Origin of the sequence: Baekduia sp., assembly GCF_035996765.1 — a bacterium.
Taxonomy (GTDB): domain Bacteria; phylum Actinomycetota; class Thermoleophilia; order Solirubrobacterales; family Solirubrobacteraceae; genus Baekduia.
The window spans coordinates 17,714-44,216 of sequence record NZ_DASYJG010000033.1 but is presented as its reverse complement, the minus strand read 5'-3'; the positions used below and the strand labels follow the sequence as shown (position 1 = coordinate 44,216).

25 protein-coding genes are annotated in these 26,503 nt (G+C 69.6%); 10 read left to right on the top strand and 15 right to left on the bottom strand.

Going from position 1 to position 26,503, the window contains the following annotated elements; all coding sequences use genetic code 11:
- Positions 1–37: 37 nt before the first annotated feature.
- Together rsmI and VGO10_RS07265 are read right to left on the bottom strand one after the other, a co-directional pair.
- A complete protein-coding gene (gene rsmI / locus VGO10_RS07270; protein WP_327466697.1) occupies positions 38–865 on the bottom strand; it encodes a 16S rRNA (cytidine(1402)-2'-O)-methyltransferase in 828 nt (275 codons plus the stop codon).
- Positions 862–1,821 (bottom strand): ROK family protein, encoded by a 960-nt coding sequence (locus VGO10_RS07265; protein ID WP_327466695.1) that lies wholly within the window; start codon positions 1,819–1,821, stop codon positions 862–864. The genes rsmI and VGO10_RS07265 overlap by 4 nt, the downstream gene beginning before the upstream one ends.
- Before the next feature lie 21 nt (positions 1,822–1,842).
- Here VGO10_RS07265 and VGO10_RS07260 point away from each other — a divergent pair, with 21 nt between their 5' ends.
- Positions 1,843–3,024 (top strand): LCP family protein, encoded by a 1,182-nt coding sequence (locus tag VGO10_RS07260; protein ID WP_327466693.1) that lies wholly within the window; start codon positions 1,843–1,845, stop codon positions 3,022–3,024.
- Here the strand turns inward: VGO10_RS07260 and VGO10_RS07255 are convergent.
- The gene (locus tag VGO10_RS07255; RefSeq protein WP_327466691.1) at positions 3,021–3,407 is read right to left on the bottom strand and encodes an FmdB family zinc ribbon protein; all 387 of its coding nucleotides are present in this window, start codon (positions 3,405–3,407) and stop codon (positions 3,021–3,023) included. The genes VGO10_RS07260 and VGO10_RS07255 overlap by 4 nt on opposite strands.
- 154 nt (positions 3,408–3,561) lie before the next feature.
- Between VGO10_RS07255 and VGO10_RS07250 the strand changes: the two genes are divergently transcribed.
- On the top strand, positions 3,562–4,932 hold the full coding sequence (locus tag VGO10_RS07250; RefSeq protein WP_349258927.1) for a glycine--tRNA ligase: 1,371 nt from the start codon (positions 3,562–3,564) through the stop codon (positions 4,930–4,932).
- On the opposite strand, the gene VGO10_RS07245 is transcribed toward VGO10_RS07250, so the two are convergent.
- The 9 genes from VGO10_RS07245 to VGO10_RS07205 all read right to left on the bottom strand — a co-directional run bounded on the left by VGO10_RS07245 (position 4,929) and on the right by VGO10_RS07205 (position 12,889).
- Positions 4,929–5,291 (bottom strand): hypothetical protein, encoded by a 363-nt coding sequence (locus VGO10_RS07245; protein ID WP_327466687.1) that lies wholly within the window; start codon positions 5,289–5,291, stop codon positions 4,929–4,931. The genes VGO10_RS07250 and VGO10_RS07245 overlap by 4 nt on opposite strands.
- A gap of 139 nt (positions 5,292–5,430) precedes the next feature.
- Entirely contained in the window at positions 5,431–6,033 is a 603-nt protein-coding gene (locus VGO10_RS07240) for a TetR/AcrR family transcriptional regulator (protein ID WP_327466685.1), read from the bottom strand.
- Positions 6,034–6,184: 151 nt separating this feature from the next.
- Entirely contained in the window at positions 6,185–6,643 is a 459-nt protein-coding gene (locus VGO10_RS07235; RefSeq protein WP_327466683.1) for a hypothetical protein, read from the bottom strand.
- 65 nt (positions 6,644–6,708) lie between these two features.
- The gene (gene lon, locus VGO10_RS07230) at positions 6,709–9,096 is read right to left on the bottom strand and encodes an endopeptidase La (protein ID WP_327466681.1); all 2,388 of its coding nucleotides are present in this window, start codon (positions 9,094–9,096) and stop codon (positions 6,709–6,711) included.
- A gap of 21 nt (positions 9,097–9,117) precedes the next feature.
- Positions 9,118–9,576 carry an Hsp20/alpha crystallin family protein gene (locus tag VGO10_RS07225; protein ID WP_327466679.1) on the bottom strand — a complete coding sequence of 153 codons (459 nt, stop codon included), beginning with the start codon at positions 9,574–9,576 and terminating at the stop codon, positions 9,118–9,120.
- A gap of 29 nt (positions 9,577–9,605) precedes the next feature.
- Complete coding sequence (locus VGO10_RS07220) at positions 9,606–10,412, bottom strand: MBL fold metallo-hydrolase (protein ID WP_327466677.1); 807 nt, start codon at positions 10,410–10,412, stop codon at positions 9,606–9,608.
- A gap of 49 nt (positions 10,413–10,461) precedes the next feature.
- Entirely contained in the window at positions 10,462–11,397 is a 936-nt protein-coding gene (locus VGO10_RS07215; RefSeq protein ID WP_327466675.1) for a LysR family transcriptional regulator, read from the bottom strand.
- Between the two features lie 129 nt (positions 11,398–11,526).
- Positions 11,527–12,633, bottom strand: coding sequence for an alcohol dehydrogenase catalytic domain-containing protein (locus VGO10_RS07210; protein WP_327466673.1), 1,107 nt, complete (start codon positions 12,631–12,633; stop codon positions 11,527–11,529).
- A gap of 25 nt (positions 12,634–12,658) precedes the next feature.
- Positions 12,659–12,889 carry a hypothetical protein gene (locus VGO10_RS07205; protein ID WP_327466671.1) on the bottom strand — a complete coding sequence of 77 codons (231 nt, stop codon included), beginning with the start codon at positions 12,887–12,889 and terminating at the stop codon, positions 12,659–12,661.
- 228 nt (positions 12,890–13,117) lie between these two features.
- Here VGO10_RS07205 and VGO10_RS07200 point away from each other — a divergent pair, with 228 nt between their 5' ends.
- The 3 genes from VGO10_RS07200 to VGO10_RS07190 all read left to right on the top strand — a co-directional run bounded on the left by VGO10_RS07200 (position 13,118) and on the right by VGO10_RS07190 (position 15,097).
- A complete protein-coding gene (locus VGO10_RS07200; RefSeq protein ID WP_327466669.1) occupies positions 13,118–14,077 on the top strand; it encodes an NAD(P)H-binding protein in 960 nt (319 codons plus the stop codon).
- Positions 14,078–14,107: 30 nt separating this feature from the next.
- Positions 14,108–14,554, top strand: a complete 447-nt coding sequence (locus tag VGO10_RS07195) for an SRPBCC family protein (RefSeq protein ID WP_327466666.1) — start codon at positions 14,108–14,110, stop codon at positions 14,552–14,554.
- 129 nt (positions 14,555–14,683) lie between these two features.
- Entirely contained in the window at positions 14,684–15,097 is a 414-nt protein-coding gene (locus VGO10_RS07190) for a hypothetical protein (protein ID WP_327466664.1), read from the top strand.
- A gap of 97 nt (positions 15,098–15,194) precedes the next feature.
- Here VGO10_RS07190 and VGO10_RS07185 read toward each other — a convergent pair whose 3' ends face one another.
- Both VGO10_RS07185 and VGO10_RS07180 read right to left on the bottom strand, forming a co-directional pair.
- The gene (locus tag VGO10_RS07185) at positions 15,195–16,172 is read right to left on the bottom strand and encodes a malate dehydrogenase (RefSeq protein ID WP_327466662.1); all 978 of its coding nucleotides are present in this window, start codon (positions 16,170–16,172) and stop codon (positions 15,195–15,197) included.
- 42 nt (positions 16,173–16,214) lie between these two features.
- Entirely contained in the window at positions 16,215–18,392 is a 2,178-nt protein-coding gene (locus tag VGO10_RS07180; protein ID WP_327466660.1) for an NADP-dependent isocitrate dehydrogenase, read from the bottom strand.
- A gap of 55 nt (positions 18,393–18,447) precedes the next feature.
- On the opposite strand from VGO10_RS07180, the gene VGO10_RS07175 reads away from it, so the two are divergent.
- From VGO10_RS07175 to VGO10_RS07155, 5 genes are all read left to right on the top strand, one after another.
- The gene (locus tag VGO10_RS07175) at positions 18,448–18,876 is read left to right on the top strand and encodes a hypothetical protein (protein WP_327466658.1); all 429 of its coding nucleotides are present in this window, start codon (positions 18,448–18,450) and stop codon (positions 18,874–18,876) included.
- 86 nt (positions 18,877–18,962) lie between these two features.
- Positions 18,963–19,571, top strand: coding sequence for a TetR/AcrR family transcriptional regulator (locus tag VGO10_RS07170; RefSeq protein WP_327466656.1), 609 nt, complete (start codon positions 18,963–18,965; stop codon positions 19,569–19,571).
- 2 nt (positions 19,572–19,573) lie between these two features.
- Positions 19,574–21,256, top strand: a complete 1,683-nt coding sequence (locus VGO10_RS07165) for an isovaleryl-CoA dehydrogenase (RefSeq protein ID WP_327466654.1) — start codon at positions 19,574–19,576, stop codon at positions 21,254–21,256.
- 46 nt (positions 21,257–21,302) lie between these two features.
- Positions 21,303–21,701, top strand: a complete 399-nt coding sequence (locus VGO10_RS07160) for a nuclear transport factor 2 family protein (protein WP_327466652.1) — start codon at positions 21,303–21,305, stop codon at positions 21,699–21,701.
- 231 nt (positions 21,702–21,932) lie between these two features.
- Entirely contained in the window at positions 21,933–25,847 is a 3,915-nt protein-coding gene (locus VGO10_RS07155; RefSeq protein ID WP_327466650.1) for a hypothetical protein, read from the top strand.
- A gap of 41 nt (positions 25,848–25,888) precedes the next feature.
- On the opposite strand, the gene VGO10_RS07150 is transcribed toward VGO10_RS07155, so the two are convergent.
- On the bottom strand, positions 25,889–26,479 hold the full coding sequence (locus tag VGO10_RS07150) for a leucyl/phenylalanyl-tRNA--protein transferase (RefSeq protein ID WP_327466648.1): 591 nt from the start codon (positions 26,477–26,479) through the stop codon (positions 25,889–25,891).
- Between the last annotated feature and the right edge of the window lie 24 nt (positions 26,480–26,503).

Genomic DNA, 26,503 nt, shown 5'->3' with positions numbered 1-26,503 from the left:
GGCGTGGTGACGTAAAACGACATTTTGCGCCTCCAGGCTACTGGCGCGCTGCGCTGCCGCGCCCGGTCAGCTCCCGGTAGAGCTCGTTGGCCGCGAGCCCGGTGAGCCTCCCGATCGCCGCCGCCGCGGGCCGCGGCTTGGCGCCGGCCTCGACGAGCTCGCGCAGCGCCGTGAGCGCCTCCTCGCGCCACGCCGTCCCGGGCGCGGCGGCGCCGCAGACGAGCACAACCTCCCCGCGCGCGGGGTGCTCGCGGTAGTGCTCGGCGAGCTCCGCGGCGCTCCCGCGCCGCACCTCCTCGTGCAGCTTGGTCAGCTCGCGGCAGACCGCGACCACCCGATCGGGATCCACCGCGGCCAATGCGGCCAACGACGCGCCGACGCGCCGCGGCGACTCGAACGCCACCAGCGTCTCGCGGGCACCCCGAAACAGCGTCTCCAGCTCCCCCCGCTTGCGCGGCAGGAACCCCACGAAGCGCCACGTCGTCGCCGGCAGCCCCGACACCACCAGCGCCGTCAGCGCCGCCGACGGCCCCGGCAAGACCTCGACCCCCACCCCCGCCGCCACGCACGCGCCCACCAGCAGGAACCCCGGGTCATTGACCAGCGGCATCCCCGCATCGCTCACGAGCGCCACCGTCTCCCCCGCCTGCATCCGCCCCACCAGCTCGGCGGCCCGCGCAACCTCGTTGTGCTCGTGGTAGCTCACCGTCCGGGCTGAGATACCGTGGCGATCGAGCAGCACGCGCGTGTGGCGCGTGTCCTCGCACGCCACCACGTCAGCCTCGCGCAGCGCGCGCAACACCCGCAGCGTGATGTCCTCCAAGTTGCCGATCGGCGTCGGACAGACCACCAGCGAGCCGGTCATCGGGCGTCCACGAGATCCATCGCCAGCAGCGCCGCGCCGACCATCCCCGACGCGTCTCCGAATCGCGTCGGCACGATCCGCACCTGGTCGCGCGACGGCGCCAGGGCTCGCTGAGCGACGACCTCACGCGCAGGCTCCAGCAGCAGCTCACCGGCCGCGATCACCCCACCGCCCACGACGACGACCTCCGGGTTGAGGATGTTGATGACGTTGCTCAGACCCACGCCGAGGTGACGGCCGACCACCGTGACCACCTCACGCGCCACTGGATCCCCATCGTGTGCAAGCTCGGTCGCGAGCATCCCGGTGATCTCACGTCCGGCCCGCAACGCCTGCCCGAAGCCCGAGTCCGGCAGCTCCTCGGCGGCAAGCCGCGCGGCACGACCCAGCGCAGTCCCCGACACCAACATCTCCAAACAGCCGCGGTTGCCGCAGGTGCACAACGGGCCGTCGACGTCGATGACCATGTGGCCCCACTCGCCCGCGCCGCCGTGCGCCCCGTGCAGCACCTGCCCGTCGACGAGGATGCCGCCGCCGATCCCGGTGCCGAGCGTCAGCAGCGCCGCCGTCCGCGTGCCGCGCGCCGCGCCGTGGCGGTGCTCGGCGACCATCGCCGCATTGGCATCGTTGTCGACCGCAACCGGGACCCCGAGCCGCTCGGCCATCACGTCGCGAAACGGCACGTCGCGCAGCGGAAGATGGACGGTCGTGGCGGCGGTGCCCGTCCGCACATCAACCAGGGACGGGATGCCGAAGCCGACCGCCGTCAGCTCACGCCCGGCGGCGTTGCGCACCTCCTCGACGGCCTCCACCAAGGCGTCCAGCAGCTGCTCGGTGCCCTTGCCCTCGCGGGCGTGACGGAACACACGATGGCGGACGTTGAGGTCGGGCCCGACGACCCCCGCAAGCAGCTTGGTGCCACCGAGATCGACGCCGATCACGCACCCGGCGGACATGCGCGTCACCCTATCCGCTGGATGTCGACCCCCTCCGACCCCCCACCCGAGTACACGAAGTACCGATCGGGCCCTGGCTTCCTGCGCCGCGGACCCAAGCCCGGGGAGCCGCTGATCGGCGACCTCGGCGCCGGTCCAGCCACGCCACCGCGCCCACCGAGAACGCCGTCCGGGCCCGGACTTCCCGAGGACGACGACCGGCGGGGAAGCGGTCCCGCCCGCCCCCGCTGGCGCCTGCCGTTCCACCTCCCAAGACGGCGCCACCCCAGAGGGCCGCTCTCTATCGGACGCGTCATCAAGTGGCTCGTCCTTGCCGCCATCGGCTGGGTCGCCCTTTCGCTCGTCCTCTTCCTGATCAGCGCCCAACTCCAGCAGGGCGACCTCAGCGGCAAGGTCGACCTCGGCGGCGCCGGCTTCCCGCTGACGAGCCCCAACACGATCCTCGTGCTCGGCTCTGACGCGCGTCCCAAGGACTCCAAGGAGCCGGGCGCCTCCAGCAGCGGCAGCCGCTCGGACTCGATCCTGCTGATGCGCGTCGGCGGCGGCAAGAACGCGCGGCTCTCGATCCCGCGCGACACGGTGGTCGACATCCCCGGCCACGGCCGCAACAAGATCAACGCCGCCTACGCCTTCGGCGGCCCCGCGCTCGCCGTCCAGACGCTCGAGCAGTACCTCGGCATCCAGGTCAACCACCTGATCGAGGTCAACTTCAACAACTTCCCGCAGCTGATCGACGCCATGGGCGGCATCACCTACAAGGGCGGCTGCGTCGTCTCCAAGATCAACGGCGGCTTCAAGAACGGCGGCTACACGTTGCGCTTGAAGGAGGGCAAGACCCATATCAACGGCAAGCAGGCGCTGGCCCTTGCGCGTACCCGCCACAACGACTGCAACAAGGCGGAGTCCGACCTAACCCGCGCGCGCCGCCAGCAGAAGATCCTGAGCGCGATGAAGTCGCGGCTGCTGTCGCCGTTCGCCTTCCCGCGCCTGCCGTGGATCGCCTGGAACACGCCCAAGGCACTGCGCAGCGACATGTCCGGCCCGACCCTGCTCGGCCTGTTCGGGGCGCTGGCCACCAGCGGCTCGCCGGCACCACGGATCCTCAAGCCCGACGGTGTCGAGACCGCACCCGACGGCGGCGCCGGGCTGCATGTGTCCGATGCGGAGAAAGCCCGCGACGTCGCGCGGTTCCTAAGGGGTTAAGCAGACTTCTTGGAGGACTTCTTGTCGCCCGAGCCCGAGCCCGAGGAGGACTTCTTCTCGGCCTTGGGCTTCGCGGCGGCCGACGACGAATCCGAAGAAGAGGAGGACGCGGCGGCCTTCTCCTTCTCCTTCTTCTTGTCGGCCTGCCCGGCCTCGTACTTGTCGGCCCCCGACTCGGCGGACTCGCGCAACTCGCGGTTGCGGCGCTTGGTGCCGTAGTCGGTGTTGTAGAAGCCCTTGCCCTTGAAGTGGACGGCGACGGGATGGAAGACGCGCTCGAGCGGGACGCCGGTCTCGGGGTCCTTGGTGAGCGGGTCGTCGGTCATGCGCTGCATGACCTCGAAGGTCGTGCCGTCCGGGCGTCGATATTCGTAGATCGGCATTGGCACTCTGAGTATAGGAGTGCCAGCGGAACACTGGCCCAGAGGGCCAGGTTCCGGGCGCGAGCTCGCCAGAGGCTCGCTCGCACGGCGGCGGGCACTGCGGATTCAGCCCCTGGGTAAAGTGGCGCGCGTGCCCACCCAGGACGTTGTGACGATGGACAAGATCGTGGCGCTGTGCAAGCGCCGCGGCCTGATCTTCCCCGCCTCGGAGATCTACGGCGGCATCGCCAACACCTATGACTACGGACACTACGGCGTGCTGCTCAAGCGCAATGTCGTCGATGCGTGGTGGGACGCGATGCTCCAGGAGCGCGATGACGTCGTCGCGCTGGACTCGGCGATCATCCAGCACCCCAAGACCTGGGAGTCCTCGGGCCACCTCGCGGGCTTCACCGACCCGCTGGTCGACTGCAAGACCTGCAAGCGCCGCTTCCGCGCCGACCACCTGGCCGAAGCGCGGGAAAATCCGGACTCCCAGCCCGAGATCCGCTGCGGCAAGCGTCCCTCCAAGCTCCCCGGCGAGACCGAGGAGTGCGAGCTCACCGAGCCGCGCGAGTTCAACCTCATGTTCGAGACGGCGATCGGCCCGATCCAGGGCGGTGGCCAGCGCGTTTTCCTGCGGCCCGAGACCGCGCAGGGCATCTTCCTGGACTTCAAGACCGTCCTGACATTCGTCCGCCGCAAGCCCCCGTTCGGCATCGCGCAGGTCGGCAAGTCGTTTCGCAACGAGATCACGCCCGGCAACTTCATCTTCCGCACGCTCGAGTTCGAGCAGATGGAGATGGAGTTCTTCGTGCCGCCCGACCAGGCCGACGAGTGGTACGACCACTGGAAGCAGGCGCGCTTCGAGTGGTACGTCGAGCTCGGCCTACGCGCCGACCACCTGCGTCTGCGTGACCATGACGCCGACGAGTTGTCGCACTACTCCTCCGCCACCGCCGACGTCGAGTACCTGTTCCCCATTGGCTGGTCCGAGCTGGAGGGCATCGCCAACCGCGGTGACTTCGACCTCAAGGCCCACGCCGCCGGCTCGGGCAAGGCGATCGAGGTCGTCGAGCAGGACGGCACCCGCTACGTCCCGCACGTGATCGAGCCGGCCGCCGGCGTCGGGCGCTCCGTCCTGGCCTTCCTCGCCGACGCCTACGACGAGGAAGACCTCGGCGACGGCGACATCCGCACCGTCCTGCGGCTCCACCCGCGCCTGGCGCCGGTGAAGGTTGCGATCCTGCCGCTGGTCAAGAAGGACGGCCAGCCCGAGCTGGCCGCCGAGGTCCAGGCGCTGCTCAAGAAGCGGATGCAGACCGAGTACGACGAGGGCGGCTCGATCGGCAAGCGCTACCGTCGCCAGGACGAGATCGGCACGCCGTGGTGCGTGACGATCGACCACCAGTCGCTCGAGGACCGCACGGTCACGCTGCGCGATCGCGACTCGCTGGCCCAGGAGCGCATCGCGATCGACGACCTCGGCGAGCTGCTGTCAGGCCGTCTGGCCGGACCGTGGTCGTCACCGAAGTCGGCGGGCTAAGCGGCGCGCGGGGTGCCGTCAGTGCGGCGGCGCGACGGGTGCGCGGGCGGCTCGGGCGCCCAGGGCGCATCGTCAGCCGCACGCAGCTGCCGCGCCAGCATCCCCACACGGGACGTGCGGCGGGCGATCATCCAGCCCAGCGTCGTGGGCTGGTAGCTGGGCTCGGGGCGCGCCTCGAGGCTCGGCACCGCCCGCACGAAACCCGCGACGCGGGCGACCGAGAGCTGGAAGGCCGCGTCGGCGGCCGCTAGGCAACCGGGCTCCTCGAGCTCGCGCAAGCTCATGGGACGGCCGGCGTCGGCGAGCACGCACAGCAGCTCACGGGCGACGCTCCGATAGGGGTCGGCACGATCGGTCATCGGGAAAGCCGCAGCCTCCACGCGCGTGACACCGTTGTCCATGCGGCGCATGACTCTGCACGGGTTCGAGCACGACACGCGCAACTTTTCAGACCAAGATGTGGAGCTTCGCGCAGCCCGGGCGCGAAAACCCGGTGCGTCAGCCGATCAGCGCCGCGACCGCGAGCGTGCCCGCCGCCACGGTTCCGCGATGGTCGCGGTCGGGCTCGGCGAGGATGCGCAGCGCGAGGCCGTCGCCCAGGCCGAAGATGATCTCGGCGATCGCCTCCGGGTCGGCGCGCAGCACGAGGACGCCCTCGGTCTGCTTGGCCGCGAGCACTCCGGCGACGTGCTGGCGCGTGCGGCGGACCAGCTCGCTGAACTCGATCGCGATCTCGGGATTGCGGCGCGAGAGCGTGAAGACCTCGAAGGAGAGCGTGAGGAACTCGGTGTCGTCGCGGAGCATCGCCTCGAGCGTGCGGCCCAGCATCGCGATGAAGTCCGCGGCGTTGGAGGCGGCGGCGAGCTGCTCGTCCAGCGCGGCCATCCGCAGGTCGGTGTCGCGCTTGACGACCTCGGCCAGCAGCCGCTCCTTGGAGCCGAAGTAGTAGTGCAGCAGCCCGCGCGAGACGCCGGCCTCGCGAGCGACGTGGTCGAACGTCGAGCCCGCCACGCCCCGCAGCGCGACCGACGCGCGCATCGCGTCGACGATCCGCTGGGCCTTCTCGCCGCTCAGTTGCGACCGCGGTTCGGTGGCCTCCATGGAGCCGATCCTAGCTGGCCGGCCAACCCGTCCACCGCTAACAGAAAGGGCGCCCCAGCCGGGACGCCCTCTCAACGCAACAGATGTCGGTGCGACTACGCCGCGGTGCCGGTCGTCGGCGTCGACGCTGAGCACCCACGCCGGGCGCCTCCTACGCCGCGGTAGCTCCCGACGGCGCAGATGCTGGAGCCGTGGTCGACGTATAGTCGAACTCCTCCTCGGCGCCGAAGAGCGCGTCGAGGACCTTGGAGCGCAGGTCGGCGCTGAGCGCGATGGCCAGGCCACCGGCGATCGTGAGCACCAGCAGCTTGCGGCCGAGGCCACCCTTGCGCTTCTTCTTCTTGGGGCCTTCGCGCAGCGACGAGCCGGCGTCCTTCAACGCCTCGGCCGCGGTGTGGAGGTCCTTGTGGAACTTCTTGTCGTCGGTGAGGATCTTCGTGGGCGCCTTGCCGTGCGACAGGCGCTCGTAGGCATCCCGCGCAGCCTCGAAGGCGACACGGACGTTGTCGCGCAGGTCATCGTCCTCGATGACGCGCTGGACGTAGGGGTTCTGGCGGGCCGCCTCGACGGCGCCGGCGGCAACGGCCGCCTTCTGCTTCTTCTTGGCCATGCAGCTGTCCCTCTTTGGGTCGGGGTCGTGGCTCTGCGCCGAGCATACCCGCCGTTCGTGGTTCGTCACGCAGGGCTTTGGAGCGCGGCGGCCAGCACGTCGCCGATCTCGGCGACCCACACGAACCGCAGCCGCTTGCGCAGATGCTCGGGGATGTCCTCGGCGTCGGCCTCGTTGAGGGCGGGCGCGAGGATCGTCTTGACGCCGTTGCGCTGTGCCGCAAGCGCCTTCTCCTTCAGCCCGCCGATCGGCAGGACCTGGCCGGTCAGCGTGATCTCGCCGGTCATCGCCACGTCCTCGCGCACCGTGCGCTTGGAGATCAACGAGGCGAGCGCGGTCGCCATCGTAATGCCTGCGCTGGGGCCGTCCTTGGGCGTCGCGCCGGCGGGCACGTGGACGTGGACATCGTGGTCGGCAAACCACGCGTCGCCGAGCTCGGGAGCGATCAGGTGCGCGTTGGCCTTGACCCACGTCAACGCGGCCTGCGCGGACTCCTTCATGACGTCACCGAGCTGACCGGTGAGCTGCAGCTTGCCGGTCCCGGGCGTGGCGCTGGCCTCGATGAACAGGACGTCGCCGCCGACCGGCGTCCACGCCAGGCCGGTCGCCACGCCCGGCGTCTGCGTGCGACGCTTGGCCTCGGCGTGGACCTTGGCGCGGCCGAGCAGCTCGCGGACGCGTTCGGGCGTGACCGTCGTCTTCTTCGGGGTCGTCGAACCGTTCGCTTCCGCCACCCCGCGCGCCACCTTGCGACAGATCGTCCCGATCTCCCGCTCCAGCCCGCGCACGCCCGCCTCGCGCGTGTAGTCGGAGATGATCCGGCGCAGCGCCTTGTCACCGAAGCCGATCCACGACTTCTTGAGCCCGTTGCGCTCGATCTGGCGCGGGACGAGGTAGCGCTTGGCGATCTGCAGCTTCTCGTCCTCGGTGTAGCCGGCGAGCTGGATGATCTCCATGCGGTCGCGCAGCGGGCCCGGCACGCGGTCGAGGTCGTTGGCCGTGCAGATGAACATGACCTTGGACAGGTCGAAGGGCACGTCGAGGTAGTGGTCGCGGAACGTCGCGTTCTGCTCGGGGTCCAAGACCTCCAACATGGCGCTGGACGGATCCCCGCGGAAGTCGGCGCCCATCTTGTCGATCTCGTCGATCATGAACAGCGGGTTGTCGGAGCCCGCGTCGCGCAGCGCGCGGATGATCGTTCCCGGCATCGCGCCGATGTAGGTGCGGCGATGGCCGCGGATCTCGGCCTCGTCGCGCACGCCGCCGACGCTGATGCGCTCGAACTTGCGCCCCAGCGCGCGGGCGACCGACTTGCCCAGCGAGGTCTTGCCGACGCCGGGCGGGCCGGCGAAGCAGAGGATGGTCCCTCTCGCGTCCGGCTTGAGCTTGCGGACGGCGAGGAACTCCAGGATGCGGTCCTTGACCTGCTCGATGTCGTAGTGGTCGGTGTCGAGGACCTCGCGCGCGTGGACGAGGTCGAGGTCGTCCTCGGTGCTGACGCCCCAGGGCAGCATCGCGATCCACTCCAGGTAGCTGCGGATCACGCCGTGCTCGGCGGCCTGGGCCGGCAGCTGCTCGAGGCGGTGCAGCTCGCGGTCGACCTGCTTGCGGACGTCGGCGGGCAGCTGCACATCGGCGAGCTGGTCGCGCAGCTCGCGCGCCTCCTCGACGGACTCGTCGAACTCGCCCAGCTCGTCCTGGATCGCCTTGAGCTGCTGGCGCAGGACGTACTCGCGCTGGCCCTTGTCGATCTCGGACTGGACCTGGGACTGGATCTCGGTTCCGATCGAGATGACCTCCAGCTCGCGCGCGAGCACCTCAACGAGGCGACGCAACCGGCGGCCGACGTCGACCTCCTCCAGCAGCCCCTGCTTCTCCTCGGTCGGCAGTCGCAGCGAGCCGGCGATCAGGTGGCTCAGTGTCGAGGGGTCGTCGATGTTGGCGACCGCGAGCTGCAGCTCCTCGGGCAGGTAGGGCACCAACTCGACGATGCGCGTGAAGGTCTCCTGGACGTTGCGCGTCAGCGCGGTCAGCTCGGGCGACTCGCGGACAACGTCGGGCAGCTCCTCCACGCGCGCCACCAGATACGGAAGCTCGCCGACCCACTCGGTGAGCTTCACCCGTTGGGCTCCCTGCACGAGAATCCGCAGCGACCCATCAGGAACCTTGATCATGCGAGCGACCGCACCGACCACGCCGACGTCATGAAGCTCGTCGGGGCCCGGGGTCTCGAGCTCGGGGCTACGAGAAGCGACCATGACCAGCAGACGGTCGCCAGCCAGGACGTTGTTAATGAGCTCGATCGAGCGCTCCTGGCCGATGGCCAGCGGCATGAGCGTGTCGGGCAGCGGCACCGTCTCGCGCAGCGGCAGCACGGGCAGCGTGTCGGGCACGCGGCTGCGTGTCCCAACCTCGACCGGGCGACCGCTGCCCTCGGCGCTGATCTCGATCACCAGTCCGGACCTTACGCCGACCTAGATGGCGTCATCGGCGACTTCGATCGGCACGCGCCGCGAGCGCGGCTCGGGCCGGACGAGCGGCAGCTCGACGCGCAGGATCCCGTCGCGGTAGGTGGCGCGCGCCTCCTCGGCGACGACATCAGCGCCGAGCGGGATCACGCGCCGAAACGGCCCGAAGTCGATCTCGAGCTGCTGGTAGACGCGGCCCTCGCTGTCGGCCGGGCGGCGATGGCCGGCGATGACCAGCTCACGACCTTCGATCTCCAGCCCGATCTCGTCGGGATCGATCCCGGCAAGCTCGGCATGGACCACGGCGCGTGGCGGCTCGCCTTCGTAAAAGACGTCGACCGCCGGCGAGAAGCCGCCGCGATGGCGGGGCCCCAGGACGCCGGCGCCGAAGACGTCGCCGAACAGCTCGTCCATCTCGCGGCGCATCCGCTCGAAGTTGGCGAAGAGATCGCGCTCGGGGGCCACGCGCACGAATGTACCGCGCGCGCTGGCGCTCAGACCTCGTAGACGGCGCCCTCGCGGGCAACGGACACGGGACCTCCGAAGCCACGCTCGGCTTCGCGGCGCACCCACAGCTCGTCCAGCTCGTCGGAGAAGTGCGTGATGACCAGGCGGCCGACATTCGCGCGTCTGCCGTGCTCGCCGGCCTCGGCGGGCGTCAGGTGCCCGCGCACGCCGTCACGCTCCGGGCGCGGGAGCGTCGCTTCGATCATCAGGAGGTCAGAGCCCTCGGCGAAGCGCACCAGCTCGTCGGTCGGCGCACTGTCGGCGCCATAGGTGAAGCGGCCGGGTGGGTGGGGACCGGTCTCTGCGGAGCGCACCTCGATCGCGCAGGTCGGCAGCCAGTGCGGCACCTCTTGGAACCGCAGCGCCAGCGCGCCGACGGCCAGCTCCTCGTCAGGCGCGTACTCGTGGATGTCGAAGGCGTCGTCGATCAGCTCCTCCGCGCCCCACGCGCCGACGATCTGCCGAAAGACCTCCCGCGCGCCCTGCGGCGCGAACAGCTTGGGCCTGGCCGGCTGCGCCGTGCCCGGCCAGCGATCGACCGGCACCGGCTGCTGGCGCGGCGCGTAGGTCAAGGCATAGGCGTAGGGAACGAGGTCGAGGAAGTGGTCAGCGTGCAGATGCGAGATCACGATCGCGTCCACCGCCACGTAGTCGCGGAAGCGCCGCAGCTTCGAGAAGACGCCGTTGCCGCAGTCCAACAGCAGGAACGTCCCATCCTCCTCGACGAGGTACCCACTGCATGCCCCTCCGGCGTCCTGCCAGGAAGGCGATTTGCCCAGCACGGTGATTCGCACCCTCGACCCCCTCTCTCCGCTGGGCGAGAGCGTAAACGCCGGGGAGCGTCTAGGCGACGGCTGCCAGCGCGCGGCCGGTCGGCAGTGCGCGGGCTGCGGCGCGCAGCGCTTCGATGACGTGGTCGACGAGGGGGTTGACCTCGCCGACGCGGACGGCGGCTTGGATGCGGCGTGCGGGCGGCTGACCGCGCAGCGGGATGATCGCGACGTCGGCGCGGATGTTCGCCGTCGACAGGCTCGGGATCAGCGCCACGCCGACGCCGGCGGCCGCCATCCCCTGCAGCGCCGGGTAGTCGTCGAAGGCGAGGCGGACGTCGGGCTCGAAGCCCGCGTCGCGGCACGCGCGGAGCACGATGTTGGAGTCCGGGCACGTGCCACCGACGTCGGGCATCAGCCAGCCTTCGCCGGCGAGCTCCTCGAGGCCGACCGACGGACGGTTGGCCATCGGGTGGTCGCTGGCGACGACGAGCAGCAGCGGGTCCTCGCAGAGGTGGACGTGCTCGACGCCGGGCCGCACGCCCATCGGCAGCAGCTCGGAGTCGATGATCGTCGCGAGGTCGAGGCGGTCGGCGAGCATCGCGTCGATCGCGTCCTCGGGCTCAATGACCTTGACGTCCACCCGCAGGTCGGGGCGCCGCGCGCGCAGGTCGCGAGTCGCGCCGGGCAGCAGGCCGGCCGCCAGGGTCGCGAAGGCGCCGATGCGCACGGTCGGCCGGCCGGCGCCCGCCGCCTCGCGAACGTCCTCCTCGGCCCGACGGGCGGCATCGAGCAGGGCGGCCGCGCGGGTGAGCAGCAGCTCGCCTGCGGGCGTCGGATGCACGCCGCGCGCATCGCGGTCCAGCAACCGGACGCCGACCGCAGCCTCAAGGCGCGCGACGTGCTGAGAGACCGCCGGTTGCGTGTAACCCAGGACGGTGGCCGCGTCGCTGAACGACCGCCGCAGCGCGACCTCACGAAACGTCGTCAGGAGCTTGAGATCGAGCATCACGAACCATGATCTCAGTCAGGTCAAGCCATCAACGGACTTGATCCATTCCGGCAAGTTCCGCGTCGAGGGACGACTTATGGGTCCATAGCGACCAAAGATCGTCCCTCGACGCGAGGGACGTGGCGGCTAGAAGGAGGTGATGACCGTCCGCACGCCCTCGTGACGATCCATCGCCGCGAAGGCCTCGTTGACCTCGTCGAGCGCGATGCGGTTGGTGACGAAGGCGTCGAGGTCGAGGTCACCGGCGAGGTAGAGCTCGACGAGCTCGGGCACGCGGTCGCGCCCCTTGGCGCCCCCGAACGACGCGCCGGCGATCCGACGCCCGGTGATGAGGAACCGCGGAACGACCTCAAGGACCTCGCCCTTGCCGGCCACGCCGGCGACCGTCGCCAGCCCCCAACCCATTCGCGCGGCCTCGACCGCCTGACGCATGACCTTCACGTTGCCGGTCGCCTCGAAGGTGTAGTCGGCGCCGAAGCCGTCGGTCATCTCGAGGATGCGCGCAACGGCGTCCTCCCCACCAATGAACGTCTCGGTCGCTCCGTGCTCGCGCGCCTGCTCCAGCCGGCCCTCGTCTAAGTCCACGCAGATGATCCGCTCCGCACCGGCCAGCCGCGCGCCCGCGACGGCCCCGAGGCCGACGAGACCCGCGCCGAAGACCGCACAGGTCGAGCCGCGCTCCACCTTGGCGACGTAGAGCGCGGCGCCGATGCCGGTGGTCGCGCCACACGCGAGCGTCGCGACGACGTCCAGCGGCGCCTCCGGGTTGATCCTGGCCAGCGCGATCGACGGCATGACGGTCGCCTCGGCGAACGTCGAGGTCCCCATGAAGTGACGGATGCGCTCCTCGCCGCGATGCAGGCGCGTCGTCGCGTCGGGCAGGTAGCCGAGGTTCTGCTGCTCGCGGATCGCCAGGCAGAGGTTCGTCTTGTCGCTGCGGCAGTGCAGGCACTCGCGACACTGCGGCGAGAAGAGCGTGACGACGTGATCGCCCACCGCCAGATCCGTGACGCCCTCGCCCAGCGCCTCGACGACGCCGGCGCCCTCGTGGCCGAGGACCGTCGGCGCATAGCCCGAGGGGTCGGCGCCCGACGCCGTGTACATGTCGGTGTGGCAGACACCGCACGCGTGGAGGCGAACAAGAACCTCGCCCGGCCCCGGACCGTCGAGGTCGACCTCCTGGACCACCAGCGGTGCAGCGAACTCCTCGAGGACGGCGGCGCGGATCTTCATGGCGCCGACCTTAACGCCGTGCGGGTCAGCTGTGGAGCGCTGCCTGCTCCTGGGCGTTGGGGAACGCCCAGGCGGCGGTGGTGCGACCCTGCTGGCGGAAGTGGAAGCGCAGCTGACGTGCCGGTCGCAGCCCCTCCGGATGGTCCGGACGGAACGTCGAGCAGGGCTCGTCAAGCGCCAGCGCGCAGAGCATGTTGCAGCGGAAGTAGCACTCCTCGCAGCTCGGCTTCTTGGCCTTGGCGCGCGCCTTCGACATCCGTGGTCCCGACTCCCTCTGCTCGACCGGCCCGTTCACGACAGAGCCATCGAACCACGTCCGGACCGACCCCTGCAACGGCCCTTCCCGCAAATGCCGACAAATGCGGAAATACCTGCTAAGAGCGGGAATTTGGCGCCGTTTACCGGTGTTTGCGGCGAGGATGGCGCGAAGGCCCGCGCGACCGAGGACGACCTGCTATCGAAGTCCTATATCTTGATGGATGCGATGTCGCGTGTCCTCGTCACCGGCGCCAGCGGCTACGTCGGCGCCGCGCTCGTTCCCCGCCTGCAGGCAGACGGTCAGACGGTGCGCGCCTTCGCCCGTGACCCGGCACGCGTCGCCGCAGCGGGCGTCGACGTCGCCGGGCTGGAGATCGCCACCGGCGACGCCGTCAGCGGCGCTGGGCTCGACGCCGCGCTGGACGGCATCGACGTCGCCTACTTCCTGATCCACTCGATGGAGAGCGGCAGGGTGGGTGGGAACAGTCTCGACCCACCCGACGGCTTCCGCTCACGCGACCGCCGCGCCGCGGAGCGCTTCGCCGCTGCCGCCCGGCTCGCCGGCGTGCGGCGGGTCGTCTACCTCAGCGGGCTCGTGCCCGAGACCGGCATGGCGTCCGCCCACCTCGCCAGCCGGCTCGAGGTCGAGCAGACGCTGCTGGACGCTGCGCCGGAGGTCTTGGCGCTGCGCGCCTCGATCGTCATCGGCGCCCGCTCGCGCTCGTTTCGATTCCTGGTGCGCCTGGTCGAGCGCGTGCCGGTCATGCCGCTGCCGGCCTGGCGGGAGAACCGGACGCAGCCGATCGACGGCCGCGACGTCTTGGCGCTGCTGGTCGCCGGTGGCCGCTCGCCGGCGATCGACGGGCCGCTGTCGCTGGACATCGCCGGCCCCGACATCGTCACCTACGGCGAGTTGGTCACGCGGATCCGCGATGCGCTGCTGGTGGGCCGCGCGCCGATCCGGCTGGGCTTCAGCCTGACGCCGGTGGCCAGCCGCGTCGCCGCGGCCATCGCCGGCGAGGACCATGCGCTGATCGGGCCGTTGATGGAGGGGTTGGAAGGCGACCTGCTGCCACGCGACAGCCGCGCCGCGGAGCTCCTCGGCGTCCGGCTGCACCGCCTCGACGCGGCGATCGAGCGCGCGCTGCGCGACTGGGAGGCGACGGAGGTGCTGCGGGCGCGCTGACGCGCGCCCCACCGTCTAGGGTCTTCCGACGTGAGCGACGTGGCCACGAGCATCGACATCGACGCGTCCCCCGAGGACGTCTGGCGCACCGTGATGGACCCCACGCGCCTGGAGAAGTGGGTGACCATCCACCGCAAGTTGGTGTCGTACTCCGATGACGAGATGGAGCAGGTGCTGCATCTCCGCGGCGCCAGCTTCAAGGTCAAGTGGCACCTGGACTCCAGCCGGGCGCCGCACCACGCCACCTGGAAGGGTCGCGGCCCCGCGCGTTCGCACGCCGAGACCGAGTACCGCCTGACCGACAACGGCAACGGCGGCACGCGTTTCGACTACCGCAACGAGTTCAAGGCCCCGCTCGGTCCGCTCGGCGCCTTTGCCAGCCACGCGCTGGTCGGCGGCCTGCCGGCCAAGGAGGCCGACGCCTCGCTGCGCAAGCTCAAGGCGCTGGTCGAGGGCTCCCTGCGCTCGCGCGCCTGACGGCTACCAGCGGTTCCCCGTGAATGTCTGAGCGGTGCACGTTCCCGTGCTTCGCATTGACCTTCACCTACTTCCATGTGACACTCACTTCCACTAATAGTAACTCTGACGAAGGCAACGACCCCTGTCATGGCAGATTTCCTGGACGAGAAGCGACGCGAGCTCCAAGAGCGTCTCAAGGAGCTTCGCCCGTTGGTGGACGAGTTCCACCGCTTGGAGGCCGCCGTCTCCGCACTAGATGGCGTCGGCAACGACGCCGCCGTTCCCACCCCGGCGCCTCGCCGTCGGTCCAGGGCCTCCACCGGTGGAGCCGCGCCAAGCGGATCGAGCAATGGCCGTCGTGGCCGCCCGCGCGGCTCGGGCACGCGCGGCAAGCAGGCGCTGGAGCTCGTGAAGGCCAATCCGGGCATCACCATCCCGGAGATCGCCCAGAAGATGGGCATCCAGCAGAACTACCTCTACCGGGTGCTTCCCGGCCTCCAGAAGGAGGGGCTCATCCGCAAGGAGGGCCGCGGCTGGCACGCCATGGACGAGACGGCCTAGAGCATCCCCGGAGGGCTCGCCTGCGCGAGCCCTCCGGCGTAGTACCTAGATGAGGCCCGGCCTCATCGGACGACTGAGGCTGAGCCGCCCCCGAGTCCTATCCGATGAGGCCCAGGCCCTTGACCGCGTCGCGCTCGCCCTTGAGCTCGTCGACGGTGATGTCGATCTTGGACTGCGCGAACTCGCCGACTTCGAGGCCCTCGACGATCTCATAGCTCCCGCCGCTCACGCGGACCGGGAAGCTCGAGATCAGGCCCTCGTCGACGCCATACTGGCCGCCCGACGGCACCGCCATCGAGACCAGGCCATCGGCGCCCAGCACCCAGTCGTGAACATGGTCGATCGCTGCATTGGCCGCGCTCGCGGCGCTGGAGGCGCCACGCGCCTCGATGATCGCCGCGCCCCGCTTGCCGACGTTGGGCAGGTACTCGTTCTCGTACCAGGCCATGTCGTCGACGGCCTCGACGGCCGGCTTGCCGTTGATCTTTGCGGTGAACAGATCGGGAAACATCGTCGGTGAGTGATTGCCCCAGATGACGAGATCCTGGATATCGGTCAGTGCGATACCAAGCTTGCTGGCGAGCTGCCCGTAGGCGCGGTTCTGGTCCAGGCGCGTCATCGCGGTGAAGCGCTCGTTCGGGACGTCCGGCGCGTTGCTCATGGCGATCAACGCATTGGTGTTGGCCGGGTTGCCGACGACGAGGATCTTGATGTCGTCGGCGGCGTGGTCGTTGATGGCCTTGCCTTGGGGCTTGAAGATCGCGCCGTTGGCCTCGAGCAGATCGGCGCGCTCCATCCCGGCGGTGCGCGGACGGGCACCGACGAGCAGGCCGACGTTCGTGCCGTCGAAGGCCTCGTTGGGATCGGAGGTGATGTCGATGGCCTCCAGCAGCGGGAAGGCGCAGTCGACGAGCTCCATGGCGGTGCCTTCAGCGGCCTTCAGCGCGGGCTCGATCTCCAGCAGGCGGAGCCGGACCTTCTCGTCGGGACCGAGCAGCTGGCCTGAAGCGATGCGGAAGAGGAGGGCGTATCCGATGGCGCCGGCCGCGCCGGTCACCGTGACAGTCTTGGGCATAGCCCAAAACCTATCGGGGCCGAACGCTTGCCGCGTGGTGGCTCAGACGAGCGAGGCCAGCGCCTTGTTGAGCGTCGGGCTGGGACGCATGGCCGCTGCGGCGCGGTCCGGATCGGGCCGGTAGTAGCCGCCGACGTCCACGGGCGAGCCCTGGGCGCCGTCGAGCTCGGCCACGATCGTCGCTTCCTCGTCGGCCAGTCGCTGGGCCAGCGGCGCGAAGCGCGCCGCGAGGTCGGCATCGTCGGTCTGGGTGGCCAGCTCCCGCGCCCAATACAGCGCGAGGTAGAAGTGGCTGCCGCGGTTGTCGAGCTCGCCGACCTTGCGCGACGGTGAGCGACCCTCCTCCAGCACGCTGCCGGTCGCGCGATCGAGCGTGTCGGCCAGCAGCTGGGCGCGCGCGTTGCCCGTCTTCTCGGCGAGCATCTCCAGGGAGACCGCCAGTGCCAGGAACTCGCCGAGCGAGTCCCATCGCAGATGGTTCTCCTTGAGGAACTGCTGGACGTGCTTGGGTGCCGAGCCGCCGGCGCCGGTTTCAAACAGGCCGCCGCCGTTCATGAGCGGGACGATCGACAGCATCTTCGCGCTGGTGCCGAGCTCGAGGATCGGGAACAGGTCGGTGAGGTAGTCGCGCAGGACGTTACCGGTGACCGAGATCGTGTCCTGCCCGCGGCGCGCGCGCTCCAGCGTGAAGCGGGTGGCCTCGGCGACGGGAAGGATCTCGAGCTGCAGGCCGTCGGTGTCGAGGGCATCGAGCGCCGGACGGACCTTGGCGAGCAGCTGCGCGTCGTGCGGGCGCGTCTCGTCGAGCCAGAAGACCGCGGGCGCGCCCGTCGCGCGTGCGCGAGCGACCGCGAGGCCGATCCAGTCCTGGATCGCCGCGTCCTTGGCCTGGCACATGCGCCAGATGTCGCCGGTGTCGACGTCGTGCTCGAGCAGCGTGGTGCCGGCGGCGTCAACGACCCGCACAACGCCCGGCCCGGCGATCTCGAACGTCTTGTCGTGCGAGCCGTACTCCTCGGCCTTCTGGGCCATCAGGCCGACGTTCGGCGTCGTGCCCATGGTCGTGGGGTCAAAGGCACCGTGCTCCTTGCAGTGCGCGATCGTCTCGGCGTACAGCGAGGCGTAGCTGGAGTCGGGGATGACGCACTTGGTGTCCTGCTGGGCGCCCGCCGCGTTCCAGCCCTGGCCGGAGGCCCGGATCAGCGCCGGCATCGAGGCGTCGACGATCACGTCAGACGGCACGTGCAGGTTGGTGATGCCGCGGTCCGAATCGACCATGAAGAGGTCCGGTCCGGCGGCGAGCGCGCGGTCGACGGCGTCCTGGACCTCGGGATGGGCGCTGAGCAGGCTCGCCAGGCCGTCGTTGGGGCGCACGTCGCCGAGTCCGGCAAAGACGTCGTCGCCGACGAACGCCCGGACGGCGTGGCCGAAGATGACGGGGTCGGAGACCTTCATCATGGTGGCCTTGAGGTGCACGGAGAAGAGCACGCCGTGGGCCTTGGCGTCGGCGATCTGCTCCGTGAAGAACTGCTGCAGCGCGGCGCGACGCATCACCGACGCGTCGATGACCTCGCTCGCCAGCAGCGGCGTGGACGCCTTGAGGACCGTGACCGTGCCGTCGGCCGCGACGTGCTCGATCCGCACGTCGGTCGGCGCGGCGACGGTGGTCGAGCGCTCGGTGGAGCGGAAGTCGCCGTCGCTCATCGTGGCGACGTGCGTCTTGGAGTCCTTGCTCCACGCGCCCATCGAGTGCGGGTGCTTGCGCACGAACGCCTTGACCGACGCGGGCGCGCGGCGGTCGGAGTTGCCCTCGCGCAGCACCGGGTTGACCGCGCTGCCCTTCACCGCGTCATAGCGGGCGCGGATGTCGCGCTCCTGGTCGGTGGAGGGATCCTCGGGGTAGTCGGGAATCGCGTAGCCCTGACCCTGCAACTCGGTGATCGCGGCCTTCAGCTGGGGCACCGAGGCGCTGACGTTCGGCAACTTGATGATGTTGGCCTCGGGCGTCTGAGCCAGCTGGCCGAGCTCTGCGAGCGCGTCGGCGACCCGCTGCTCGGGCGTGAGCTGCTCGGGGAAGTGCGCCAAGATGCGGCCCGCAAGGGAGATGTCGCGCAGCTCGAGCTCGATGTCGGCCGTGGCGGCGAACGCCTCGACGATCGGCAGCAGCGACTTCGTCGCGAGCGCCGGTGCTTCGTCGGTGTGGGTGTAGATGATCTTCATGGGCGCGCCGCACGCTATCGACGCAGCGGCTTGACACTCTGTCAAGATCCCGCGGATGGCCACCACGCACGTTCCCAGCGCGCTCGTCGTCTCCGGCCTCGCGGAGGTCGCGGTGGGCGCCCTCGCGGGCTGGCCGTACACGCTCGTGCGCCAGAACCCGGAGGCCGCGCGGAAGATCGGGATCAAGTCCGGCGCCCGCATCAAGCAGTGGCACCTGGACCTCGCGATGCTCGGTGGCCTGACCGTCGCCGTCGGCTCCGCCGTGCCGGACGCTCCACGCTGGGCGTCGATCCCCCTCGGCGTCGGCGCGTGGACCAACGCCATGTCCTTCCTCCCGCTCGCCTTCGCGCCGGAGGTCGACAAGTCGCCCGTGTACAAGGCGTTCGCCGGCGCCTCCTTCATCACGACCTCGATCGGCTTTACCGGCATGGCGATCGAAGGCGCGCGCCGGCGGCGGCGAGCGCGCCGCACCATCAGTCGCTGAACGACACCGAACCCGCGTATATCGCGGGTTCGGTGTCGTCGAGTTGCTTCAAAGCCTGAACGGTGGTTCACTTCTTGGTGACCGCCATGGCTTATCGACCCACCGAGCGCACCGAGGCCCGCCGTACGCAGACGCGCGAGAAGATCGTGCGCGCGGCGCTCGCGCTCGTCGCCCGAGGCGGTTATCGCGAAGCGCAGGTGGCTGCGGTCGCCAAGCGCGCGGGTGTCGCCACCGGCACCGTCTACCGCCACTTTCCGTCCAAGGCCGACCTGCTGACCGAGGTCTTCCGGGTCGCCTCGCAGCGTGAGGTCGATGCGGTCGCCCAGGCCGGCGGCGAGACCGCACAGGAGCGGCTCATCGCCGCCGTCGACACCTTCGCCCGCCGCGCGTTGCAAGGACGGCGGCTGGCCTGGGCGCTGCTGGCCGAGCCGGTCGACCCCGCCGTCGAGGCCGAGCGGTTGCAGTTCCGTCGCGCCTACGCCGACGCGTTCGCGTCGACCATCGCCGAGGGCGTCGCGCGCGGCGAACTGCCGCCTCAGGACCCCGCGTTCACCGCCACCGCGCTCGTCGGCGCGATCGGCGAGGCGCTCGTCGGCCCGCTCTCCCCCACCCACGCCGACACCGACGTCGACGTGCTGGTCTCCCGGCTCATCACCTTTTGCCTGCGTTCCACCACCGATCAGGAGGTCGACTGAAGATGTCCACCGTCGCGCGGCCTGAGGCCGAGACGTACGCCACCCACGAGGTCCGCAACCAGGTGCCGCCGCTGGAGGGCCGCAACCTCTTCCTCGACCACACCGCCCTTGTTGAAGGACTTGCGCGTGAGGGCGGCGGCTGGGCGCATGAACGCGCCGTCGAGGTCGGCGCGTTCTGGGGCGGCGAGCCGCTGGCGTGGGGCGAGCAGGCCAACGGCAACCCACCGCTGCTGCACACCCACGACCGCTTCGGCAACCGCCTCGACGCGGTGGAGTTCCACCCCGCCTGGCATCAGCTGATGGCGCGCGGCGTCCACGACGAGATGCACGCGCTGCCGTGGAACGACCCGCAGCCGGGCGCGCAGGTCGCGCGCGCCGCCATCTACATGTCGGGCACGCAGGCCGACGCCGGCTTCGGCTGCCCGATCACGATGACGTTCGCAGCGGTCCCGGCACTACGGGCAACGCAGAGCATCGCCGACGAGTGGATCCCGCGCCTGACCGCCCGCGGCTATGACGGCGCACTCAAGCCCGCCTCCGAGAAGCCGGGCGCGATCTGCGGCATGGCGATGACCGAGAAGCAGGGCGGCTCCGACGTCCGCGCCAACACGACCGTGGCGACCCCGCTCAATGGCGGTGGCGAGGGCGCGGAGTACCAGCTGGTCGGCCACAAGTGGTTCTGCAGCGCGCCGATGAGCGACCTCTTCCTCGTCCTCGCCCAAACCGACGAAGGCCTCAGCTGCTTCGCCGTCCCGCGCTTCCTGCCCGACGGCACCAAGAACGAGGGCTTCCAGCTGCAGCGCCTCAAGGACAAGTTGGGCAACAAGTCCAACGCGTCCTCCGAGGTGGAGTTCAAGGGCGCGTGGGGCCAGATGCTCGGCGAGCCCGGCCGCGGCGTCCCGACGATCATCGAGATGGTCGGCCACACGCGGCTGGACTGCGTGATGGGCGGCGCCGGCGGCATGCGCACCGCGGTCTCGCTGGCGACCTGGCACGCGATGCACCGTGCCGCGTTCGGCAAGACGCTCATCGACCAGCCGCTGATGCGCAACGTCCTGGCCGACCTCGCGGTTGAGAGCGAGGCCGCCACAGCGCTGACGCTGCGCCTCTGCCGCGCCTACGACGAGGCCGCCGCCGGCGACGAGCGCGCCGACCTCTTCAAGCGCCTGGCCACCGCGGTCGCCAAGTACCACGTCTGCAAGCGCGTCCCGAACCACGCCTTCGAGGCGCTCGAGTGCCTCGGCGGCAACGGCTACGTCGAGGCGTCGGGCATGCCGCGGCTCTACCGCGAGGCGCCGCTGTGCTCGATCTGGGAGGGCTCGGGCAACGTGATGGCCTTGGACGTCCTGCGCGCGCTCGCGCGCTCGCCCGAGTCGCTCGACGTCTTCCTGGAGGAGCTCGACGCCGCCACCGGCCAGGACACGCGCTACGACGCCTACGTGCAGACCGTGCGCGGTGAGTTCTCCCGACCGGCCGAGCTGGAGCATCGCGCGCGGCTGGTCGTCGAAGAGATGGCGCTCGCGCTGCAGGCCTCCCAGCTGCTGCGCCACGCGCCCGCCGCGGTCGCCGACGCGTTCGTCGCCACGCGGCTGGCCGGCGACGGCGGGATGCACTACGGCACGCTGCCGCCCGGGACGAACGTCGACGCGATCCTCGACCGCCACGCTCCGGTAGCAGCCGCATGATGACCAAATACCGGAAAGCAAACGAGTCCAACATCATGCGGTCAGCATGAGCGCCTCGCAGCGGTTCCGCGCCGCGGTCGAGGCGGGAGACCTCGAAGCCGGGCTCGCCACCTTGGCACCGGACATCACCTTCCACAGCCCCGCGGTCTTTCAGGAGTACCGCGGTGTGGAGACCGTCAGCGGACTCCTGCGGCTGGTCTTCGAGACCTTCGAGGACTTTCGTTACACCGACGAACTCGCCGGCAGCGGCGACGACCCGGTCCACGCGCTGATCTTCCGGGCACGCGTCGGCGAGCGCACGCTGGAGGGCATGGACCTGCTGCGCATCGGCCCCGACGGGCTGATCGCCGACTTCACGGTCATGGTCCGGCCGCTGTCGGGGCTCATCGCGCTGGCCCAGGCGATGGGGCCGAAGGTGGAGGCCGCGGGGCTGAAGGCCGGCTAGCCGTTAACGACGACTGCGCGACGGTCGTTCATCGGGCTGGCGTGCTGCACCCATGCGAGTTCGGGCGCACGCGATCGAGCCTGATCGTCTTGCCAGTCCGGCAAGGCTAGTGATAAATCTTCCCTGATCGATGATGATCGATCATCCTGTTGCTCCGCTGTGCCTTAATTCTGTACGCTCGCGACTTTCGCGAAGCCGATCAGGCGGTCACAAGGAGGAGCGACTATCTCGGTGAAGCAGATCAAGGACTCGATCATCGGTTCATCCGAGGAACTCGAACGATTCGAGAGCTTGCACGCGCAGTTCCCGCGTCGAGTGGTCGACATCGGGCCGTCTGCCTCACCTGGGAAGCCCCCCGAAGCTCTCGTCGCGGCGCTGCGCCACCAGACACAGCGGCTACACGGCCTCGCGGCAGGGGCCTGGACAGCCATCTTCGTCGCCGTCGAGGAGGGTGACGGGATGACATGGTCGGCCGAAACCGCCCAGCGGTACCTCGCCGAGGAGCTGCCCAGCTTCCAGCCTTGCTGGCTCCCGGCCGACCGGACCCCAGACGGCTACCCGCGGATCGTCGAGCTCATCCGGCGGCGAACGCTCATACAACTCGCCCAGGACACAGGGGTCGTGGCCCGGTTGCCCGCGTTCCGCCACCGGCTCGTTGTCTTGGCCGCAGTCGGGTTCTTCCTGCTCAGCGTCTTGGGCGCGTTCCTGGCGGCGGTGGTCAAGGGCGGCGGGTCCACATGGTGGCTACCGGTCCTCAGCGGTGTGATCGCGGTGACACTGACGGCGGGCCAGGAACTCGTGTATGTCGTCCGCCGCACGGCGCGTGAGGAGGCGCGCCGCACGCTTCTCGATGCTCTGGAGTCCGCGCCGTGCGAGCGCGTCGACGCGTGGGTGCGGTTCATCGAGCAGCTCGCCAATGCCTTGGCCGTACCCCAGCATGACCGCCTCGTGGTGATCGACGACATCGACCGTCTTGACCCGGTCACGCGTGCCGTCGTCCTACGCCGTCTCAGCCGCGTCGACGTCCTCCCGGAACACCGGGAGCTCTGGTGTGTGTTCGAGGAGGCAGACCGCCGGACCGCCAGCAAGCACATACTCATCGAAACCACCCACCGCAAGCCCCCATACGTCGTTAAGCGCACGTACCTACGCCAGCGGAACCTCGACGACACGCAGCGCCTCAAGCTCGCCCAAACCGTCGGCGCACCAGACCGCGCCGACTATCGCCGCGTGAAGTGGATCTCTCGGCGCATCGCCGATGCGTCGGATGCCTACGGGCAGCTTCTCGATGAGCAGCATGTGATCGACGAACATGGTGACGGTCCGCCCGGCTCCCTAACGCTTCTCTACCTGTTGGCCATCGAGCAGTCGACGGGGTCCTTGCCGTTCAGCGCGGCCGAGCTGGCTCAGCTTCTCGGGACGAACGCGACTACGCCCGATGGCCAGGTCCTCCGCCACGTGTTCCCCGGCTGGCCCTCTTACGAAGGGGTGCTGCGCGCGGTCGAGCGGTTCGGCGACGAACTGCGCCGGACGTTGGACGAGGACCGGCTCGCCGTTCGGGTCTTCGACCTAAGCGGCGAGGCGTCCGAACTGATCCGGGAACGCCGCGGGGCCTATGACCTCGTGGACCCCGGCGCCGTGCACCTCTTCTGGGGGCTCTATTGGCATCGTCGCCTGGCCGGCGCCGCTGAAGTTGACGCGTATCGCCTACAGAAGCTTGGCCGGCACCTCGCCACAGCGACGGCGCCTGGCGGGTTCAAGAGCCCGCCGGGCAAACAGGCAACCAGCCGCTACGTCGAGGCGCTCATCTGGACCACGCGGCATTTGCTCCGTGCCTCCCTTCCTAACGACATACCACGGCTGCTGCGGCACGCCGAGCAGCAGGCACGCAGCGACCGCCACCGTCGACAGCTACGGACGGTCTGCTGGCAGGCATACGCCGTCCTGGGCGATGAGGAAGTGCTCGGACTACTGCTGCAGTTGCACCGAGCACCCAGCAGCAAGGCCCCGCAGCCGTCGGCCCTGGACGAGCTGTTCCTGGAGTCGTTAAGCCTGGTGAAGAACGGCCACAACGGACATCGGGCACTCTCCGTCAGCCGGCTGCAGTCGCTGGACCCCGACGTCCGCGCCTATGGCCGGGTACGGGCTCTGCTGCTGGACCTCACCTTCGGCAAGCCGCTCGGTGGGCAGGTTTCGCTCATCTTCCCGGCGGCGAAGCGTCCCCTACAGGACGCAGCGGAGATCACGCGTGAGGCACTCGGTCGGCTCCTGGATCCGCATCACGGTCGCACCGCGATTGACGCGCTGACGACCTCACTCGGCCTATGGTCATACGCCCTCGCCTTTCACGCGGAGCACGCGATGCTCACGGATGCCAACGAACTGCTGGAGGATGTCTATCTCGCAGGCCGACAGCTAGCAGACAACCTCCGCGACGCCCGCGCGACGGGCGCTACCGAAGACTTCGTATTGCGCGCCTTCGTCCAGGAGCTAGAGGTCGTTGCGGCCGCCGCGGCGCTGATCGTCGCGGACACGATCGCGGCACGCATTGCTCCAGCCGCTGAGCGGAAACGGCTGGAACAGCACCTCATCGACATGGTCCCTGATGCGTCGACGTCCAAGGGGCGTGCGCGGGCGATTGACGGGCGCCTGAGCCTCTTGGCGTACCTGTGGGTCCAGCTCGGCTACAGCCCGAAAAGCCCGCTGGGTTTCGAGCAACTCTCCTCCTACGCGACGATTCGGCGCGCGCATTTCGCCGTCCTGACTCAATCGCGCGGCGGCGGCGTCGGAGGCGTCCACAATGCCTTGTCCGCACTTGCGAGCCAGCTCGGCGCACGGGGCGTCATCAGCTTGCTCGCCCATGGCGTAGCTGCCACAGCAGCTGACGAGAGTAGCGTCGAGTTGACCGCCGTCCTTGGAATCGACGCGGTACACGGTGCGCTGATGGCAGGCTACGGGCCGAGGCTCGAAACCGACCTTTGCCTCGCAGCGCTGTCGCTGGCTCACTCCTATCCGCAACTCCACCACGAAGGGTTCCTCGAGCGCCTATCCGCTCCCGGCGCCACGCCGACCCCGCTCGAGACGGTCCTTGATGGAGCTACGGATCGCCGCGTTAAGCAGATGACGATGTTCATCCTCAACGCCGTTTCCCATCAGAACCTCTCCACCGAGGTTCGGGACACCGTTCTCGCGTCCCTCCAGCGTCGCACCGATCGCTGCCAAGATCCGGTGGCGAGCGCCGAGATCGCGCAACTGTTTGACATCCACCTGATCAAGCAGAAGCGCCGAAGCCACTCCCTCGACGTCGGCGCGACACTTACCCGCTGGAGCGCCTGGAAGGAGAGCCGCCACTATCCATTCGCGCTGTATCTCTTGCTTTTGCACGCCAATGCCCAGGATCTCGGCGAGGTCCTCGAAGCTGCAATCGAGTACCTCGAGAACGCTCCCGACAACCCGACGACGTCCGGGCCACTGCTGCTGGCGCAGGAGCTTCTCACCCGGCTGGACCAGAACACGTTGCTCCCGAACCGTGACGCATCGATGTCCACGGCTCTCGGCTACCTGCGCGCACAATTTCCGGAGTGGCAGCTGCGCCTGTCGATCGAGGCCAACATCGACATGATCGACACCCTCTTGGATTACGAGACCGGCTCGCGCGACGATCTCCTCCGTTACCGCGATACTTGGGAGGTCGCACGCCAGGAGCGCGACGGCCTCCAAAAGCTCCCGCAGCTGGTTGACTCCGGCCGGTATTTCCTTGTCTTCTGGCACTACTGGGAGACGTTGCGTATCTTCGATTTCAGAACCGAGCCTGAGATCGGCGGGCAGGAGATCTACGACGATGACGCTCGGGCCGACACGCTCCAGCAGCTCAGCGATGCGGGCGGAGAGATTCCGTCCGCAATGGTCCGCGACTCCAGGGGTCACTGGCACATCTCAGCGGACTTCCTGCGTTACGGCCACGCGCTTTTCTCTCCTCCGGCCACCGACGACGACAGCTGGAGGGAATTGCGCGAGGCATTCAACGAACAGGCACGGGATGACCTCCAGCGCTTGCTCGATGCGTTGACCTCGTCTCCCGGCATCCCAAAGGGCATCCGAGCCCTGATCGCCGAACATCGCGGCCGATTGCTGCGCCGCGACTAGCCGAGCTGTAGGTCGAGCGCGGCCTTACCGAGTGAACCAACTCACCCGTAGGCGAGCGCGGCGCGCAGCCGCGCCTCGTACTCCGCGCGCGAGATCTGGACCGCCCCGAGCCGCAGCGTGTGCTCGGTCGCGGTCTGGATGTCGCAGAGCTCCGCGCCGCCGTCGGCCAGCACGTCGAGCGTCCGCGAGACCAGGACGTTGCCCGCGTGCGGCACGCGGTGCCACATCGACTCGAGCATCGCCGCGCGCCCAAGCGTCACCGCGATCAGGCCGGCCGCGAGCTCGTCGCCGACCCAGATCTCAAACGTGTGCGCGTGGCCGCTGGCGTGCAGCAGCCGGTAGAGCCGCTGCATCCGCTCCGTCAGCCAGACCCCATCGCCGGCGCCGCGGGGCGCAGCGCAGTGCGCGATGACGGCGTCAAAGGCCGTCGAGATCCGCAGCTGCCAGTCACCGCGCGCCCTCAGCGAGCGGCGCACACGGCGGCGCACGGCGGCACGTGAGGCCTCGTCGAGCTCGAAGATCGTGCGCGGATCGGCGATCCACCACGGCAGCTCAGCGGGTGGCGACTCCCCCGACTCATCCATCGGGAAGAGCCCCTGGGCATAGAGACCGAGGATGGTGGCCCGCTGCACCCGTCACACTGTGCCCGATGTTCG

Coding starts and splice junctions, on each gene's coding strand:
- rsmI (WP_327466697.1), bottom strand. CDS start 865: ATGACCGGCTCGCTGGTGGTCTGTCCGACGCCGATCGGCAACTTGGAG.
- VGO10_RS07265 (WP_327466695.1), bottom strand. CDS start 1,821: ATGTCCGCCGGGTGCGTGATCGGCGTCGATCTCGGTGGCACCAAGCTG.
- VGO10_RS07260 (WP_327466693.1), top strand. CDS start 1,843: ATGTCGACCCCCTCCGACCCCCCACCCGAGTACACGAAGTACCGATCG.
- VGO10_RS07255 (WP_327466691.1), bottom strand. CDS start 3,407: ATGCCGATCTACGAATATCGACGCCCGGACGGCACGACCTTCGAGGTC.
- VGO10_RS07250 (WP_349258927.1), top strand. CDS start 3,562: ATGGACAAGATCGTGGCGCTGTGCAAGCGCCGCGGCCTGATCTTCCCC.
- VGO10_RS07245 (WP_327466687.1), bottom strand. CDS start 5,291: ATGACCGATCGTGCCGACCCCTATCGGAGCGTCGCCCGTGAGCTGCTG.
- VGO10_RS07240 (WP_327466685.1), bottom strand. CDS start 6,033: ATGGAGGCCACCGAACCGCGGTCGCAACTGAGCGGCGAGAAGGCCCAG.
- VGO10_RS07235 (WP_327466683.1), bottom strand. CDS start 6,643: ATGGCCAAGAAGAAGCAGAAGGCGGCCGTTGCCGCCGGCGCCGTCGAG.
- VGO10_RS07215 (WP_327466675.1), bottom strand. CDS start 11,397: ATGCTCGATCTCAAGCTCCTGACGACGTTTCGTGAGGTCGCGCTGCGG.
- VGO10_RS07210 (WP_327466673.1), bottom strand. CDS start 12,633: ATGAAGATCCGCGCCGCCGTCCTCGAGGAGTTCGCTGCACCGCTGGTG.
- VGO10_RS07205 (WP_327466671.1), bottom strand. CDS start 12,889: ATGTCGAAGGCGCGCGCCAAGGCCAAGAAGCCGAGCTGCGAGGAGTGC.
- VGO10_RS07200 (WP_327466669.1), top strand. CDS start 13,118: ATGTCGCGTGTCCTCGTCACCGGCGCCAGCGGCTACGTCGGCGCCGCG.
- VGO10_RS07190 (WP_327466664.1), top strand. CDS start 14,684: ATGGCAGATTTCCTGGACGAGAAGCGACGCGAGCTCCAAGAGCGTCTC.
- VGO10_RS07185 (WP_327466662.1), bottom strand. CDS start 16,172: ATGCCCAAGACTGTCACGGTGACCGGCGCGGCCGGCGCCATCGGATAC.
- VGO10_RS07180 (WP_327466660.1), bottom strand. CDS start 18,392: ATGAAGATCATCTACACCCACACCGACGAAGCACCGGCGCTCGCGACG.
- VGO10_RS07175 (WP_327466658.1), top strand. CDS start 18,448: ATGGCCACCACGCACGTTCCCAGCGCGCTCGTCGTCTCCGGCCTCGCG.
- VGO10_RS07170 (WP_327466656.1), top strand. CDS start 18,963: ATGGCTTATCGACCCACCGAGCGCACCGAGGCCCGCCGTACGCAGACG.
- VGO10_RS07165 (WP_327466654.1), top strand. CDS start 19,574: ATGTCCACCGTCGCGCGGCCTGAGGCCGAGACGTACGCCACCCACGAG.
- VGO10_RS07160 (WP_327466652.1), top strand. CDS start 21,303: ATGAGCGCCTCGCAGCGGTTCCGCGCCGCGGTCGAGGCGGGAGACCTC.